Source organism: Brachybacterium sp. p3-SID1565 (assembly GCF_025143785.1).
GTDB classification, from domain to species: domain Bacteria; phylum Actinomycetota; class Actinomycetes; order Actinomycetales; family Dermabacteraceae; genus Brachybacterium; species Brachybacterium epidermidis.
In genome coordinates this window covers 1-15,030 of sequence record NZ_JAMBDS010000066.1, presented here as the reverse complement: position 1 = coordinate 15,030, position 15,030 = coordinate 1, and the positions used below count along the sequence as shown (strand labels likewise).

At 70.9% G+C, this 15,030-nt stretch carries 14 protein-coding genes and 3 tRNA genes; 3 read left to right on the top strand and 14 right to left on the bottom strand.

The features are described from left to right. Positions 1-89: 89 nt before the first annotated feature. On the bottom strand, positions 90-1,145 hold the full coding sequence (thiL, locus tag M4D54_RS12665; protein ID WP_193864860.1) for a thiamine-phosphate kinase: 1,056 nt from the start codon (positions 1,143-1,145) through the stop codon (positions 90-92). A 130-nt stretch (positions 1,146-1,275) separates the two neighbouring features. Here thiL and M4D54_RS12660 point away from each other — a divergent pair, with 130 nt between their 5' ends. Next, complete coding sequence (locus tag M4D54_RS12660; protein ID WP_259891894.1) at positions 1,276-1,743, top strand: DUF3515 domain-containing protein; 468 nt, start codon at positions 1,276-1,278, stop codon at positions 1,741-1,743. Between the two features lie 93 nt (positions 1,744-1,836). On the opposite strand, the gene M4D54_RS12655 is transcribed toward M4D54_RS12660, so the two are convergent. From M4D54_RS12655 to leuC, 7 genes are all read right to left on the bottom strand, one after another. Beyond that, positions 1,837-2,952, bottom strand: coding sequence for a D-alanine--D-alanine ligase family protein (locus M4D54_RS12655; RefSeq protein WP_193864859.1), 1,116 nt, complete (start codon positions 2,950-2,952; stop codon positions 1,837-1,839). Between the two features lie 13 nt (positions 2,953-2,965). Further along, positions 2,966-3,976 carry an NAD(P)H-dependent glycerol-3-phosphate dehydrogenase gene (locus M4D54_RS12650; RefSeq protein ID WP_193864858.1) on the bottom strand — a complete coding sequence of 337 codons (1,011 nt, stop codon included), beginning with the start codon at positions 3,974-3,976 and terminating at the stop codon, positions 2,966-2,968. Further along, positions 3,976-4,941 carry a 1-acyl-sn-glycerol-3-phosphate acyltransferase gene (locus M4D54_RS12645; RefSeq protein WP_193864857.1) on the bottom strand — a complete coding sequence of 322 codons (966 nt, stop codon included), beginning with the start codon at positions 4,939-4,941 and terminating at the stop codon, positions 3,976-3,978. The genes M4D54_RS12650 and M4D54_RS12645 overlap by 1 nt, the downstream gene beginning before the upstream one ends. Further along, the gene (locus M4D54_RS12640; protein WP_259891893.1) at positions 4,941-5,561 is read right to left on the bottom strand and encodes a DUF2867 domain-containing protein; all 621 of its coding nucleotides are present in this window, start codon (positions 5,559-5,561) and stop codon (positions 4,941-4,943) included. Before M4D54_RS12640 ends, M4D54_RS12645 begins: the two co-directional genes overlap by 1 nt. 1 nt (position 5,562) lies before the next feature. After that, positions 5,563-6,879 carry a UDP-N-acetylglucosamine 1-carboxyvinyltransferase gene (gene murA / locus M4D54_RS12635; protein ID WP_259891892.1) on the bottom strand — a complete coding sequence of 439 codons (1,317 nt, stop codon included), beginning with the start codon at positions 6,877-6,879 and terminating at the stop codon, positions 5,563-5,565. A gap of 156 nt (positions 6,880-7,035) precedes the next feature. Then, the gene (gene leuD, locus M4D54_RS12630; protein ID WP_193864854.1) at positions 7,036-7,647 is read right to left on the bottom strand and encodes a 3-isopropylmalate dehydratase small subunit; all 612 of its coding nucleotides are present in this window, start codon (positions 7,645-7,647) and stop codon (positions 7,036-7,038) included. A gap of 37 nt (positions 7,648-7,684) precedes the next feature. Next, the gene (leuC, locus tag M4D54_RS12625) at positions 7,685-9,097 is read right to left on the bottom strand and encodes a 3-isopropylmalate dehydratase large subunit (protein ID WP_193864853.1); all 1,413 of its coding nucleotides are present in this window, start codon (positions 9,095-9,097) and stop codon (positions 7,685-7,687) included. A gap of 141 nt (positions 9,098-9,238) precedes the next feature. On the opposite strand from leuC, the gene M4D54_RS12620 reads away from it, so the two are divergent. Beyond that, positions 9,239-9,973, top strand: a complete 735-nt coding sequence (locus M4D54_RS12620) for an IclR family transcriptional regulator (protein ID WP_193864852.1) — start codon at positions 9,239-9,241, stop codon at positions 9,971-9,973. A gap of 2 nt (positions 9,974-9,975) precedes the next feature. On the opposite strand, the gene M4D54_RS12615 is transcribed toward M4D54_RS12620, so the two are convergent. The 6 genes from M4D54_RS12615 to M4D54_RS12590 all read right to left on the bottom strand — a co-directional run bounded on the left by M4D54_RS12615 (position 9,976) and on the right by M4D54_RS12590 (position 13,704). Further along, positions 9,976-10,794: a universal stress protein gene (locus M4D54_RS12615; RefSeq protein ID WP_193864851.1), complete on the bottom strand. Its 819-nt coding sequence runs from the start codon at positions 10,792-10,794 to the stop codon at positions 9,976-9,978. 90 nt (positions 10,795-10,884) lie between these two features. Then, a tRNA-Glu gene (locus M4D54_RS12610) sits at positions 10,885-10,957 on the bottom strand. Positions 10,958-11,004: 47 nt separating this feature from the next. Beyond that, positions 11,005-11,077 (bottom strand) — tRNA-Glu (locus M4D54_RS12605). A gap of 29 nt (positions 11,078-11,106) precedes the next feature. Then, positions 11,107-11,178 (bottom strand) — tRNA-Gln (locus M4D54_RS12600). 170 nt (positions 11,179-11,348) lie between these two features. Continuing rightward, positions 11,349-12,773, bottom strand: coding sequence for a glutamate--tRNA ligase (gene gltX, locus M4D54_RS12595; protein WP_228018725.1), 1,425 nt, complete (start codon positions 12,771-12,773; stop codon positions 11,349-11,351). A gap of 154 nt (positions 12,774-12,927) precedes the next feature. Continuing rightward, positions 12,928-13,704 carry a fumarylacetoacetate hydrolase family protein gene (locus M4D54_RS12590; protein WP_259891890.1) on the bottom strand — a complete coding sequence of 259 codons (777 nt, stop codon included), beginning with the start codon at positions 13,702-13,704 and terminating at the stop codon, positions 12,928-12,930. 137 nt (positions 13,705-13,841) lie between these two features. Between M4D54_RS12590 and M4D54_RS12585 the strand changes: the two genes are divergently transcribed. Next, entirely contained in the window at positions 13,842-14,921 is a 1,080-nt protein-coding gene (locus tag M4D54_RS12585) for an LLM class flavin-dependent oxidoreductase (protein WP_396121498.1), read from the top strand. The last annotated feature ends 109 nt before the right edge of the window (positions 14,922-15,030 follow it).

The following is a 15,030-nucleotide window of genomic DNA, read 5'->3' as shown; positions in this document are numbered from 1 at the left end:
ACCAACCACCACCGCACCACACCCCCACCCTTCTGAAGGCACCACGGGCATCGTCAGCCAGCCGAACACGGCGGCCGAACGCACCAGGATCAGTCGAAGTGATCGAACCCCGCACCCGCGATCGGTTCGCCGTCAAGCAGCACCCGCGGCCCGTCGCTGTCCCCGTAGCCGGAGTGCCCCTGCTCGGCGCGGGACAGCACACGACCGATGGGGCGGAACCCCTCGGGCACCTCCCCCTCGCCGAAGGCAGCCAGCATGGCGTGCTCCTCCCCGCCGTGCAGCACCCACTCCCACGCGTCTGCCCCCAGGCAGTCCGCCACGGGGCGCAGAGCGTCGACATCCGGAGCCAGCAGATCGGAGGCCAGGTCCACCAGCACGCCGGAGGCCGCCGCGATACGGCTCCCGTCGCGTACCAGCCCGTCGGAGAGATCCATCATCGCGTGCGCCGTGCGCCCCGTCGTCCATCCGAGCGAGAGATCCGGATCCGGGGCGTTGTGCCAGCCCACCATCTCCCTCAGCTCCTCAGCGAGCTCCGGGTCGAGACCCGGATCCACCAGCACCACACCGGTCGGGTCCATCTCCACCCTGTCGGACAGCACCCCGGTCAGACCCGCTGCGGAGCGCCCGAGCAACGGAGCACCGATCGCGATCACATCCCCGGGCCGGGCCCCGCTGCGCAGCACAGGCTCCTCGCCGTGCTCGAGGGCCCCGACGGCAGTGATGGTGAGAGTGCACTGATCAGCTCGCCCCAAGTCCCCACCCACCAGCTGAGCGCCGTCCCGGGCCGCCCGTCGGGTGAGACCGATCGTGACCTGTTCGAACCACTCGACCGGCGTGTCCTCCGGGGTGGAGACGGCAGACACCAGCGCCAGAGGTCGGGCGCCCATCGCCGCTACATCAGCCATGTTCTGCACTGCAGTCTTGTGACCGATCCAGGCCGGAGTCGTGGCATGGGTCAGGAAGTCATACCCCTCGACCATGCTGTCGGTGGTGATCACCATCCGCGACGAGGGAAGGGAGAGCACTGCCGCATCGTCACCAGGCCCCACCTCGATGCTCGCAGCCCCTCCAGGACCACCGGGAGGCAGGTGCGACAGAAGGCGGGCGAGGATCCCGGCCTCACCGGGGCGCGCTTGGTCTCTCATCCTCCCAGTGTGCCGGAGCGGACGCGCAACTGTGACGCAGGGGATTCACGATCAGCTCCAGCGGTAGGCTCGACGGGTGCCCCGCCGACCGCCCGCTGCCCGACGCCCCCCTCTCCGAACACGCCTGCTCGTGCTGCCCGCGCTCACCGGGCTGCTGCTGGGGATCGCTGGCTGCGGCACGGTCCGGGTGCCCGCGGGGCCGGCGGCATCGGATCCGCTGTGCGCCGAGATCGTGCTCGGTGCCCCGCACGAGATGCTCGGCCAGCCCCGCGCCGAGACCAGCAGCCAGGGCACCGTGGCCTGGGGATCCGGGGACGACACCGTCGTGCTGCGCTGCGGCGTCGCACCCCCCGGTCCCACCACCGATGCCTGCACCCGACTCGGGGACACAGACGGCATCCAGGTGGACTGGATCGTGCGTGAGCAGGACGGCATCGTGCTGCTGACCACCTACGGTCGCGAACCGGCGATCGACATCTCGGTGCCGCGCGCGGTGGCCCCGGACCAGCCCTCGGCCGCGGCCATGGACATGGGCCGACTGATCGACGCCACCATCCCTGCCACGGACCACTGCGTGGGGCCCGGCGACGTGGAGTGAAGGCCCCGATCGACCGGGTCGGCCCACGGGAGAAAGCCCGCCCGGGGTCAACCCTGACAGCCCTCCCGGAGAGAGCCCGCCCGAGCTGGGCCCTCAGCGCAGACCGATGCGCCGTGCCAGCGCCTGCTCCACCAGATCTGTGATCAGCGCCGTGTAGTCCACACCCATGTTCTGCCACAGCACCGGGAACATCGAGTACGGGGTGAAGCCGGGCATGGTGTTCACCTCGTTCACGATCACCGTGTTCTCCGGCGTCACGAACACATCCACCCGCGCCAGGCCCTCCAGGCCGAGTGCCTCGAAGGCGGCCGCGGACACGTGCCGCACCTCCTCCAGGACGCGGTCGGGCAGCTTTGCCGGGATCTCGATGTCGATCGTCCCCTTGCCGAAGTACTTCGAGCCGTAGTCGTAGAACTCGAGATCCTCCCCCACGCGCACCTCACCGGGCAGCGTGGTGCGCGGCGGTCCCCCGTCGGCTCCCTGCAGCACGCCGCACTCCACCTCGCGCCCGGCGACGGCCTGCTCGATCAGCACCTTCGGATCCTCCGCGAAGGCCTCCCGGAGCGCGGGCTCGAGCTCCTCCTCGCGGCCCACTCGGGTCACGCCCAGGCTGGAACCTGCCCGGGACGGCTTGACGAACCACGGCAGCGGGTACGACTCGCGCAGGTGCCGCATCACGGAGCGCGACTGCTGCTCCCAGTGGTCCTGGTGCACCACGTGGCCCGGTGCGCAGGTGAGGCCCGCGGTGGTCAGCACCAGTTTGGTGGTGGCCTTGTCCATACTCATCGCGGAGGCCAGCACCCCGCTGCCCACGTACGGCACATCCAGCAGGTCCAGGGCCCCCTGGATGGTGCCGTCCTCCCCGTAGGAGCCGTGCAGCAAGGGGAAGACCGCGTCGATGCGGGCCAGCGGCTCCACACGGCCGTCCCGGATCACGCGCAGCTCGATCGGCTCCCCGGCGCTGTGGCGCACAGCGGGCAGCAGCACCTCCGGTCCGTCACCGCTGACCTCCGGTGCCCTGCCGTCCACCAGGGTCCAGTCGGCCGGGTCGTCGGAGACCTGCACGTAACGGCCCTCCCGCGTCACGCCCACGGCGATCACGTGGTACTTCTCGCGGTCGATCGCGCCGAGGACGCCGCCGGCGGTGATGCACGAGATGCCGTGCTCCCCGCTGCGGCCGCCGAACAGGAGTGCAACGGTGGTCGTCATCGCTCCAGCGTAATCACTCAGGCCGCACGGACCGCGCCAGCAGGGCCGTGGTGACGTGCTCGATGCTCGCGCCGTGATCCACCACCGCCACCACGGAGCGGGTGATCGGCATGTCCACCTCGAGGCGCTCGGCGAGATCGGCGACGGCACGGGCCGTGGCCACGCCCTCCGCTGTCTGCCCCACCTCCGCCACGGCCTGCTCGATGTCCAGACCCCGCCCCAGTGCGAGCCCCAGGCGGTGGTTCCGGCTGAGGGGGGAGGCGCAGGTGGCCACCAGGTCACCCATCCCGGCGAGGCCCGCGAAGGTCTCCCGCCGGCCCCCGAGGGCCACGCCCAGACGGGTGATCTCCGCCAGGCCGCGGGTGATCAAGGAGGCGGTGGTGTTGTGGCCGTGGCCGAGGCCGGAAGCCGCGCCCACCGCGATCGCCACCACGTTCTTGACGGCACCGGCGATCTCCACGCCGGTCACGTCGGTGGAGGTGTACGCCCGCAGGTACGGGGCGTCGCACCAGCGGGCGAACACACCGGCCAGCTCCTCGTCGGCCGCGGCGACCACGCTGCCGCAGGGGCGGCGCTCGGCGATCTCCGCCGACAGGTTCGGTCCGGACAGCACTCCCACCCGCTGCGCGCTCACACCCCCTGCCTCCACCAGCACCTCGCTGATCCGGGCGTCGGTGCCGCGCTCGATGCCCTTGGTCAGCGACAGGACCGGCACGGCGGGCAGACCCTCCCGAAGGCCGGGCCGACGGCGCCACTGGCCGAGCGTCGCGCGCAGTGCCTGGGCAGGCACCGCGACCACCAGTCCCTCGGCCCCCTCGACTGCCTCCTCGATGCGAGCGGTCCCGGTGACGGCGGCAGGCAGCTCCCGCTCCCCCAGGTACGCGCGGTTGGTGCGGTGCTCGCTGATCTCGCGGGCCACGTCCTCACGGCGGGCCCACAGCACCACGTCGTTCCCGGCGTCGGCGAGCACCTGCGCGAAGGTGGTGCCCCAGCTGCCGGCACCCAGCACGGCCAGTCGGGCCATCATCGCTCCTCGGGCGGAGTCGAGAAGGTGGACCGCCGCAACAGGGGGCTGCGACGGCGGCCGACGTCACGCCGCCCCGCATCACGGCGGCCAACGTCACGGCGGCCGATGCCGCGGCGCTCGATGCGGCGACGCACCGCCCGGGAGGCGGGGCTGCCCTCCTCAGGCCGATGGGGGTCCAGCCGGGGGTCGTGCCGCTGCGCGGGCGGCTGCTCCTGCCGCAGATCGGCGAGCATCGCGGTGATCACGTCCATCACGTGACCGGTCACCCGCACCGCCGCGTCGTGGGTGCTCTCCCCCTCGGCGCGCTCGGCGCGGATCGGTGCGCCGACCTGCAGGGTGAGGCTACGGCCCGGGCGCGGCCGCGGCAGCGCGGAGCCGACGGGCCACAGCTGGGGGGAGCCCCAGCACGCCACGGGGATCAGCGGCGCCCCGGTGTCCAGGGCGAGCCGGGCGGCGCCCAGTCGGGCCCGCATGGGCCATCCCTGCGGGTCCCGGCTGTAGGTGCCCTCGGGGAACACCATCAGCATCTCGCCCCGCCCCAGGGCGGCGCGGGCTGCGGCGAGGGCGCCTCCGGAACGGGCCGTGCCGCGCAGCACCGGGATCTGCCCGGTGGCGCGGATCAGGCCCCCCACAACGGGGATGCGGAACAGGGACTCCTTGGCCAGGAAGCGGGGGGCGATCCCCGCGGCGTGCAGCAGGTGACCGTAGGCGAAGGCATCGAAGGGGCCCAGATGATTGCCGCACACCACGGCGGGCCCGGGCACCTGCAGGTTCTCGCGGCCGATCCAGGTGGGGCGGGCGAGCAGGGTGAGGATCGGCCGCAGCGGCACCTGGAGCACGCCGATCACGGCCCCGGAGCGTCTCTCGGGTGCGCGGGCGCCACCCAGGTCCCAGCTGACGGCAAGGTCATGTGCGCGCTGCCGCAGGGACCGCGCACGGCGAGCGGGCGGCGGCGGGGTCATCAGCGCGGGTCGGTGCTGCTCGCACCGCGGCCCAGGGCCTTGCGCACGGCCTGGGCACGCACGGACCGGTTCCGGCGGGCGGCCGGCAGTGCCTGCCCGCCGGCCAGGGAGCGGCGGCGCAGCGTGGTCGGTGCGCGACGCGCCAGGGTGTTCACGGCCGCGGCGTGCATCAGTCGACGGGGACCGAATGCGAGGCGGCCCCGCAGGCTGCGGTACTTCACGGCCGTGGTGACCTGCAGCAGCCGGCCACCGGGAAGCAGGGCCACGCCGATGCGCACCAGCAGGTCCTCGTCGTCGTCGCGGATCAGGGCCTCCGAGCCCACCACCTCGTCGGCCACGTACTCCTTGGCCGGGGGCGGCACCATGTCGAACAGCCGCACGGCCTCATCGCGCAGGGCCAGCAGGCCTCGCCGGCCCAGCGGCGTGTTCTCGTGGGAGAAGATCGCCTCCGCCCAGGCACGCGGATCGGGCTCGTCGACGCCCCGGGTGGGGACGATCACCACGTCGCAGTAGTCCGGGACGGGGATGTCCCGCAGTGCCAGCGAGGTGGAGGCCGAGGTGTGGCCGGCGCTCAGGGCACCGTCCGTGCCGGTGTCGATCACGTCGTCGTGCCCGGGCATGTCAGTCCTCCCAGAACTCGGCCCCGAGGGCGGTGAGCTTCTCGCGGAACAGCTCGTAGCCGCGGTCGATCAGGTCGATCCCGTGGATGCCGGAGACCCCCTCGGCGCCCAGCGCGGCGATCAGGTAGGAGAAGCCGCCGCGCAGGTCCGGCACGGTGATCTCGGCCGCATGGAGGGCCTTGGCGCCGGAGATGACCGCGGAGTGGTTGAAGTTGCGGCGGCCGAAGCGGCAACTGGAGCCGCCCAGGCACTCGCGGTACACCTGGATGCGGGCACCCATGTCGTTGAGGGCATCGGTGAAGCCCAGGCGGTTCTCGTACACCGTCTCGTGGACGATGGAGATGCCGTCGGCCTGGGTCAGCGCCACCACCAGCGGCTGCTGCCAGTCGGTCATCAGGCCCGGGTGCACGTCGGTCTCCACGGCGATCGCCTTCAGCGGGGTGCCGGGGTGGTAGAACCGGATGCCCTCCTCGGTGATGTCGATCCCGCCGCCGATCTTCCGGAAGGTGTTCAGGAACGTGGCCATCGGCTTCTGCTGCGCACCGCGCACGAACACGGAGCCCTTGGTGACCAGTGCCGCGCAGGCCCAGGAACCTGCCTCGATGCGGTCCGGGATCGCCACGTGGTCGTAGCCGCCCAGCCTGTCGACGCCCTCGATGGTGATGGTGCGGTCGGTCTGCAGGGAGATGATCGCACCCATCTTCTGCAGCACCGCGATGAGGTCCTCGATCTCGGGCTCGACCGCGGCGTTGGTGAGCTCGGTGATGCCCTCGGCGCGCACCGCCGTCAGCAGCACCTGCTCGGTGGCGCCCACACTGGGGTACTCGAGGTGGATCTTGGTGCCGCGCAGGCCGTCCGGCGCGGTGATGTAGATGCCCATCTCGCGCTTGTCCACCACGGCGCCGAAGCTGCGCAGCACGTCGAGGTGGTAGTTGATGGGGCGGTCCCCGATGCGGCAGCCGCCCAGGTCCGGGATGATCGCCTCGCCGAGGCGGTGCAGCAGCGGGCCGCAGAACAGGATCGGGATCCGCGAGGAGCCGGCATGGGCGTCGATATCGGCCACGTGGGCCTTCTCCACGGCCGAGGGATCCATGCGGATCACGCCGGAGGCGACGTCCCGCTCGACCTTGACGCCGTGCACCTTCAGCAGCTCGCCCACGATCTGGACGTCCCGGATGTCCGGCACGGAGCGCAGCACACTGGGCTGCTCCCCGAGCAGTGCGGCCACCATCGCCTTGGAGACGAGGTTCTTCGCGCCGCGGACGGTGATCTCACCGTCGAGCCGGCGCCCGCCGCGCACATGGAATGTCGAACTCATAGTGTCCTTGCTCCGCTGGACGGGCACCTCGGCACCCGCTTGTATGACCGGCTCACCATACCGGAGCTCCCTGGTCGCACGCCGCGACGCAGGTCTCAGTCCCCGCGCGATCGGCGACCCCTGCCGGGAGCGCGGCAGGCAGCTGCGGTACCGCGCTCAGACCGACTCGGCGTTGCGGGCCGGGAGGGTCTTCGGAAGCCACGAGGGGCGTCGGGCCTCGAAGGCATCGATGTCGGCCTCGTGCCGCAGGGTCAGGCCCACGTCGTCCAGGCCCTCCATGAGGCGCCAGCGGGTGTAGTCGTCCACCTCGAAGCGGAAGGTCGCATCGGCGGCGTGCACCTGGCGCTCCACCAGGTCCACCGTGACCTCCGTGCCCGGGGCCTCCTCAAGGATCTTCCACAGCTGCTCGATGTCGTCCTGGGCCAGCTGAGCAGCCACCAGGCCCTGCTTGCCGGCGTTGCCGCGGAAGATGTCCGCGAAGCGGGAGGACAGCACGGCCTTGAAGCCGTAGTCGCGCAGGGCCCACACGGCGTGCTCGCGGGAGGAGCCGGTGCCGAAGTCGGGACCGGCCACCAGCACGGAGCCGCTGCGGTAGGCGTCCTGGTTCAGCACGAAGTCCGGGTCATTGCGCCAGGCGGAGAACAGCCCGTCGTCGAAGCCGGTCTTGGTGACGCGCTTGAGGTAGACGGCCGGGATGATCTGGTCGGTGTCGACGTTGCTGCGGCGCAGCGGGACGCCGATGCCGGTGTGGGTGGTGAAGGCTTCCATGGGTGTGCTCCTGGGATCGCGGTGGTCGAGGGGAGGCTCAGGCGACCGGCGTGAGGTCGGAGGGCGAGGCGAGGGTGCCGCGCACGGCGGTCGCCGCAGCCACCACCGGGGAGACCAGATGGGTGCGGCCGCCCTTGCCCTGCCGGCCCTCGAAGTTGCGGTTGGAGGTGGAGGCGGCGCGCTCACCCGGGGTGAGCTGATCCGGGTTCATGCCCAGGCACATCGAGCAGCCGGCCTGGCGCCATTCAGCGCCGAAGTCGAGGAACTCGCGGTCCAGGCCCTCCTGCTCCGCCTGCAGGCGCACCCGGGCGGAGCCGGGCACCACCAGCACCCGCACGTCGGGGTGCTTGGTGCGGCCACGGATGGTCTCGGCGAAGGCGCGCAGGTCCTCGATGCGGCCATTGGTGCACGAGCCCATGAACACGGTGTCCACCTTGATGTCCTTGAGCGGGGTGCCGGGCACCAGGTCCATGTAGGCCAGGGCGCGCTCGGCGGCCACGCGGGCATTGTCCTCGGCGAAGTCCTCCGGCGCCGGGACGGAGGCCGACAGCGGCAGGCCCTGGCCGGGGTTCGTGCCCCAGGTGACGAAGGGCTCGAGCTGGTCGGCGTCGATGGTGACCTCGGCGTCGAACACCGCGTCGTCATCGCTGCGCAGCGTGCGCCAGTGCTCCACCGCCGCGTCCCAGTCCTCGCCGACGGGGGCGTGGGGACGGCCCTGCACGTAGTCGAAGGTGGTCTGGTCAGGGGCGATCATGCCGGCCCGGGCACCGGCCTCGATCGACATGTTGCAGATCGTCATGCGGCCCTCCATGGAGAGGTCGCGGATGGCCTGGCCGCGGTACTCGAGCACGTAGCCGGCTCCGCCGCCGGTGCCGATCTTCGCGATCACCGCCAGGATGATGTCCTTCGCGGTGACGCCGGGCTTGAGGGACCCCTCGACGTTGATCGCCATGGTCTTGAAAGGGGTCAGCGGCAGGGTCTGGGTGGCCATCACGTGCTCGACCTCGCTGGTGCCGATGCCGAAGGCCAGTGCCCCGAAAGCGCCGTGCGTGGAGGTGTGGGAGTCGCCGCACACCACGGTGATGCCGGGCATGGTCAGACCCAGCTGGGGCCCCACCACGTGCACGATGCCCTGGTCCTTGTCGCCCAGGGAGTGGATGCGCACCCCGAACTCCTCAGCGTTGCGGCGCAGGGTCTCGATCTGGGTGCGGGAGGTGATGTCGGCGATCGGCTTGTCGATGTCGACGGTGGGGGTGTTGTGGTCCTCCGTGGCGAGGGTCTGGTCCACGCGCCGCAGGGCACGACCCTCCTGCCGCAGACCGTCGAAGGCCTGGGGGCTGGTGACCTCGTGGATCAGGTGGAGGTCGATGTAGAGCAGATCCGGTTCGCCGTTCTCCCCGCGGCGCACCACGTGGTCTGCCCAGACCTTCTCCGCCAGCGTTCCCGCCATGGATGATCCTTCCCCGCGCCCGGATCGCGGGCGCCTTCTGCTCTGGTGACGCACCCGAGGGTCGGGCGCACCCCGTCATCCTGCGGGGAATCCCACTCCGCGACACTTGCGTCTCATAGAATAAGACGGCAGTATCGGACCATGGACACCACATCGACCGAGAACGGCAGCGGCGTCGGCGTTCTCGACAAGGCCGCGATCGTGCTCAGCGCCCTCGAGGCCGGCCCCGCCACCCTGGCCCAGCTCGTGCAGGCGACCGGCCTGGCCCGGCCCACCGCCCACCGTCTCGCCGTGGCGCTGGAGTACCACCACCTGGTCACCCGCGACATGCAGGGCCGCTTCGTGCTCGGCCCGCGCCTGGGCGAACTGGCCGCCGCCGCCGGCGAGGACCGACTGCTGGCCGCCGCCGGGCCCGTGCTGGCCGCCCTGCGCGACCATACCGGCGAATCAGCGCAGCTCTACCGCCGCCAGGGCGATCACCGCATCTGCGTGGCGGCCGCCGAGCGCCCCATCGGCCTGCGCGACTCGGTGCCCCTGGGCGCCACGCTCACCATGAAGGCCGGCTCCGCGGCGCAGATCCTGCTGGCCTGGGAGGAGCCGGACCGCCTGCACCGCGGCCTGCTCGGCGCCCGCTTCACCGCCACCCAGCTCTCGGCCGTGCGTCGCCGCGGCTGGGCACAGTCCATCGGCGAGCGCGAACCAGGCGTGGGATCGCTCTCCGCCCCCGTGCGCAGCTCCAACGGCCGCGTGATCGCCGCGCTCAGCATCTCGGGCCCCATCGAGCGACTCACCCGCCAGCCCGGCCGGCTGCACGCCACCTCCGTGATGAGCTCGGCCAACCACCTCACAGAGATGCTGCGCCGCGCCGGCGGCTGAGCTCAGGACCGCTCGATCCACACAGGCGTGTGCGCGTACCGCAGCACCGTGACCAGTTGCCGCGGTGCGGTGATCCGCTCGGGCCGCCCCTCGACCCTCTCCCCGGGGACCACCATCAACGCCGCGCCCTCACTGGCGTGCACCAGCTCGCGCGGCGCATGGGTGGTGGGGATCGTCACCCCCAGCACCTCGATGTGGGGATCAGCGGAGGCGACCGCCTCGCGCACCTCGCCGAGGATCTGCTGGGCGCGCTGCTCATCGGCATCGGCCCGAACCACCAGTTGGATGGGGCGGCCGTAGCCCCGCGCGAGCTCCACGGCTCGCTGCACGGCCTCCTGCCCCCGGGGGTGGTGGATCAGTCCGATCGGGCCGTCGACCGCGAGATCGCCGCGCACCACCACCACGGGGCAGCACGCCTTCGCCGCCAGCGCCAGGCTCTTGGAGCCGACGATCAGCGTGAGCAGGCGCCCCAGGCCTCGACCGCCCACCACCATCACGTCCGAGCGGGAGCTGACGTGCAGCAGCACCGGCACCGGGTTGCCGTCGATGACCTGCGAGGTGATCTCCAGGTCGGGATGGACCTGGCGGGCGATCGCCACCGCATCCTCGATCAGGCCGTCCGCTGCGGCCCGGATCCCCGACCCCGTCAGGCCCGGGATCGGATCGGTGTTGACGTCGAGCTCGGTCCATACGAAGGCATGGACCAGGTGCAGCTGACCACCGACCACGTGCGCGTGATGGGCGGCCCATCGCACGGCACGATCCGCTTCCGGGGTGTCCGAGACGCCCACGGTGATGCGCGGAACTGTGACGGAGGTCATACATGGCAGTCTAGGGCTCCGCCGCGCCGACCGCAGGCCGAATGCAGAAGGAGCCGGCACCCGAAGGTGCCGGCTCCTGCGTCCTGCTCGTACCCCGTACCGGATTTGAACCGGTGTTACCGCCGTGAGAGGGCGACGTCCTGGGCCGCTAGACGAACGGGGCCCCGCTCCCTGACAGAGAGCAAGTGCAGCCCGAAGGACTGCACTTCGTACCCCGTACCGGATTTGAACCGGTGTTACCGCCGTGAGAGGGCGGCGTCCTGGGCCGCTAGACGAACGGGGCGCGGACGGAACGACCGAAGTCGATCAGCGCTGGGGTACCTGGACTCGAACCAAGAACAACTGAACCAGAATCAGCCGTGTTGCCAATTACACCATACCCCATGGTCAGAGCACGTTTTCGCGCCTTCCTCGCGGTCCGGATCTCCTGGGGAGGAGCTCCTTCGTGCGAGTAGTTCACGGAAGCGTACCGGGAGACGACTCTAGCGAATCTCCGCCCTCAAGACAAAGCCAGAGGCCCGTTCTGCGGTGTGAGGCTGCGCACCCGGGCCTGATCAGCCCGCCAGACGGTCCCGCAGCGACCGCAGCCGGGCCAGGCTGGAGGGCTTGCCCAGCAGCTCCATCGACTCGAACAGGGGCGGTGAGATGCGCCGACCGGAGATCGCGCTGCGCAGCGGACCGAAGGCCAGGCGGGGCTTGATGCCCATGTCCTCCACGATGGCGCCTCGCAGCACCTCCTCCAGGGTCGACGCGGCGAAGGAGTCCTCGGGCACCGCCTCGACCTCGGCGATGGCGCGCTCCAGCACCGCGACGGGGTCCTCCCCGATCTTCTTCAGGGCCTCGTCCTGGACCTCCAGCTGGGCGTCGTCGACGAACAGGAAGCGCAGCAGGTCCGGTGCCTCACCCAGCAGGTTCATGCGGGTGTGCACCAGCGGGGTGGCGGCCGACAGCAGCGCACGCTGCTGCTCGGTGATGCTCTCGCCCAGCACGCCGGCCTGCTGCAGGTACGGGATCATCCGCTCGGTGAGCTCGGCCTCGGGCAGCAGGCGCACATGGTCCGCGTTGATGGCGGTGGCCTTCTTGATGTCCACGCGCGCGGGGTTGGGGTTGACGTCGGTGGCGTCGAAGCGCTCCACCAGCTGCTCGCGGCTGAACACGTCCTGGTCGGCGCTGTAGCCCCAACCCAGCAGGGCCAGGTAGTTGACCATGCCCTCGGGCAGGAAGCCCTGCTCGCGGTACAGGAACAGGTTCGACTCCGGGTCGCGCTTGGAGAGCTTCTTGTTGCCCTCCCCCATCACGTACGGCAGGTGCCCGAACTCGGGGATGCGCTCGGCCACCCCGATGTCCATCAGTGCCCGGTACAGGGCGATCTGGCGGGGCGTGGAGGAGAGGATGTCCTCGCCGCGCAGCACATGGGTGACGCGCATCAGCGCGTCGTCGACGGGGTTCACCAGGGTGTACAGCGGCTGCCCGTTGGCACGCACCACCACGAAGTCGGGAACGGTGCCGGCCTTGAAGGTGATCTCCCCCCGCACCATGTCGGTGAAGGAGATGTCCGCGTCGGGCATCCGCAGGCGCCAGGTGGGCTCGCGACCCTCCGCCCGGAAGGCGGCCTTCTGCTCCTCGGTGAGCTCACGGTCGTAGCCGTCGTACCCCAGCTGCGGATCCCGGCCGGCCGCCTCGTGGCGGGCCTTGATCTCCTCGGCGGTGGAGTAGGACTCGTAGATGTGCCCGGCTGCCTTGAGCTTCGCGATCACGTCCTGGTAGATCTCCCCGCGCTGGGACTGGCGGTAAGGGCCATGGGGGCCTCCCACCTCGACGCCCTCGTCCCAGTCGATGCCCAGCCAGCGCATGGCGTCCAGCAGCTGGTGGTAGGACTCCTCGCTGTCGCGGGCGGCGTCGGTGTCCTCGATCCGGAAGATCAGCGTGCCGCCGTGATGGCGGGCGTGCGCCCAGTTGAACAGCGCGGTGCGCACCATCCCCACGTGCGGGGTCCCCGTGGGGCTGGGGCAGAAGCGCACCCGCACTTCCGAGGGGTCCGACGAGGTGGGGGTGAGGGTGTCCGGGGTGTCGCTCACGCGAGAATGCTCCTTGGTCGAGGCAGGTGGTTCGGTGTCGAAGGGCGGCGGGCGCTCAGCGCCGCACCACGGGGTTGGTGAGAGTGCCGATGCCCTCGATGGTCACGTCCATGCTGGACCCGGCGTCGACGGCGCGCACGCCGGCGGGCGTGCCGGTGAGGATCACGTCGCCCGGGAGCAGGGTCATCACCTGGGAGACCTCGGAGACGATCTGCTCGATAGAGCGGATCATGTCGGCCGTGCTGCCGGTCTGGGCGGGCTCGCCGTCCACGCTCGAGGCAATGGAGAGGGCTGAGGTGTCCAGGTCCGTCTCGATCCAGGGGCCGATCGGGCAGGAGGTGTCGAAGGCCTTCGCGCGCAGCCACTGGTTCTCCTCCCGCTGGGCATCCCGAGCGCTGAGATCATTGGCGCAGGTGAAGCCCAGGATCGCGGAGCGCACCTGAGCGGGCTCGAGATCCTTGGACATCCGCTTGATGACCACGGCGAGCTCCGCCTCCAGGCTCACCTCCCGACTGTAGGTGGGCAGCACCACGGGCTCGCCGGGGCCGATCACGGCGGTGTTGGGCTTGAGGAAGAACAGCGCCTGCTCGGGCACCTCGTTGCCCAGCTCAGCGGCATGCTCGGCGTAGTTGCGGCCCACGCACACCACCTTCGAGCGGGGGATCACGGGGGCCAGCAGCCGGACGTCGTCCAGCGGGAGGATGGTGCCGGTCGGGCGGATCTCGGTGTACAGCGGGTCCCCGGTGATGCCGTAGACCATCTCGCGACCGTCCTTGGCCTGGACGATGCCGTACATCGGGTCGTCACCGGTGGTGAATCGGGCGATGCGCATGTCGGCCAGTCTAGGTGCACCTGCGTCGGGGCCGGCGACTTGCGGTCGCCGCCATCCCGCATCCCTCCCGGGCCGGGCCGACATCCGCTATTGTTGAACTATCAACCATATGCCGCTGGGCGGCAGGACGGAGCATCGTGAGCACCCCCGAGAACGCAGCAGACATCGATCCGACAGCAGCAGCCATCGATCCGACAAAGGTCACCTTCGGCCTGGACACCTTCGGCGACATCACCCACGACCTCGCCGGCGAGCCCCTCGCCCCCGCAGAGGTGATCCGGAACATTCTGGCCGAGGGCGCCCTGGCCGACCAGGTCGGCATCGACCACTTCTCCGTCGGTGAGCACCACCGCCCCGACTACGCCGTCAGCTCCCCGGACACGGTGCTGGCGGCCCTGGCCACGCGCACCGAGCGCATCACCCTGGGCACCGCGGTGACCGTGCTCAGCTCCGACGACCCGATCCGGGTGTTCGAGCGCTTCTCGACCCTCGACGCGATCTCCCAGGGCCGCGCCGAGATCACCATCGGCCGCGGGTCCTTCACCGAGTCGTTCCCCCTGTTCGGCTACGCGCTGCAGGACTACGAGACCCTGTTCGAGGAGAAGATCGACCTGCTCAGCAAAGTCCTGCCGCAGGAGCCCTTCAGCTGGTCCGGCACCACCCGCCCGCCACTGAAGGACCAGTCCGTGCACCCCCGGGCCGAACGCACCATTCCCACCTGGGTGGCCGTCGGCGGCAGCCCCAACTCCGTGATCCGCGCGGCCCGCTACGGCTTCCCGCTGATGCTGGCCATCATCGGCGGGCAGGCCGAGCGCTTCGCCCCCTACGTCCAGCTGTTCCACGAGGCCAATGACAAGCTCGGCAATCCCGCCCTGCCCGTCGGCGTGCACTCCCCCGGTCATATCGCCGAGGACGACGACACCGCACGCGAGCAGCTGCGCGAAGCATGGCTCGCCAACCGCAACCAGCTGGGCCGCGAGCGCGGATGGGGCCCGGCGGGTCCCGGCGAGTTCGACTCGGAGGTGGAGCAGGGCGCCCTGTACGTGGGCTCGGTGGAGACCGTGGCCAAGAAGATCGCCCACACCGTGCGCGCGCTCGGCGTGGACCGCTTCGATCTCAAGTACGCCAATGGCACCGTGGCCCACGAGCACCTGATGCAGTCGATCGAGCTGTACGGCACCCAGGTGATCCCGCGGGTGCGCGAGCTGCTGGCCTGAGGTACCGGCCGGGATCCGCCCGGGCCTGGGGCACGTCTCCCGAGGCCGCGGGCCTGGAGATCGGCATCACCGGCGCGTGGGGAGCCGGCTCTGGGCCACCACCTTCGGG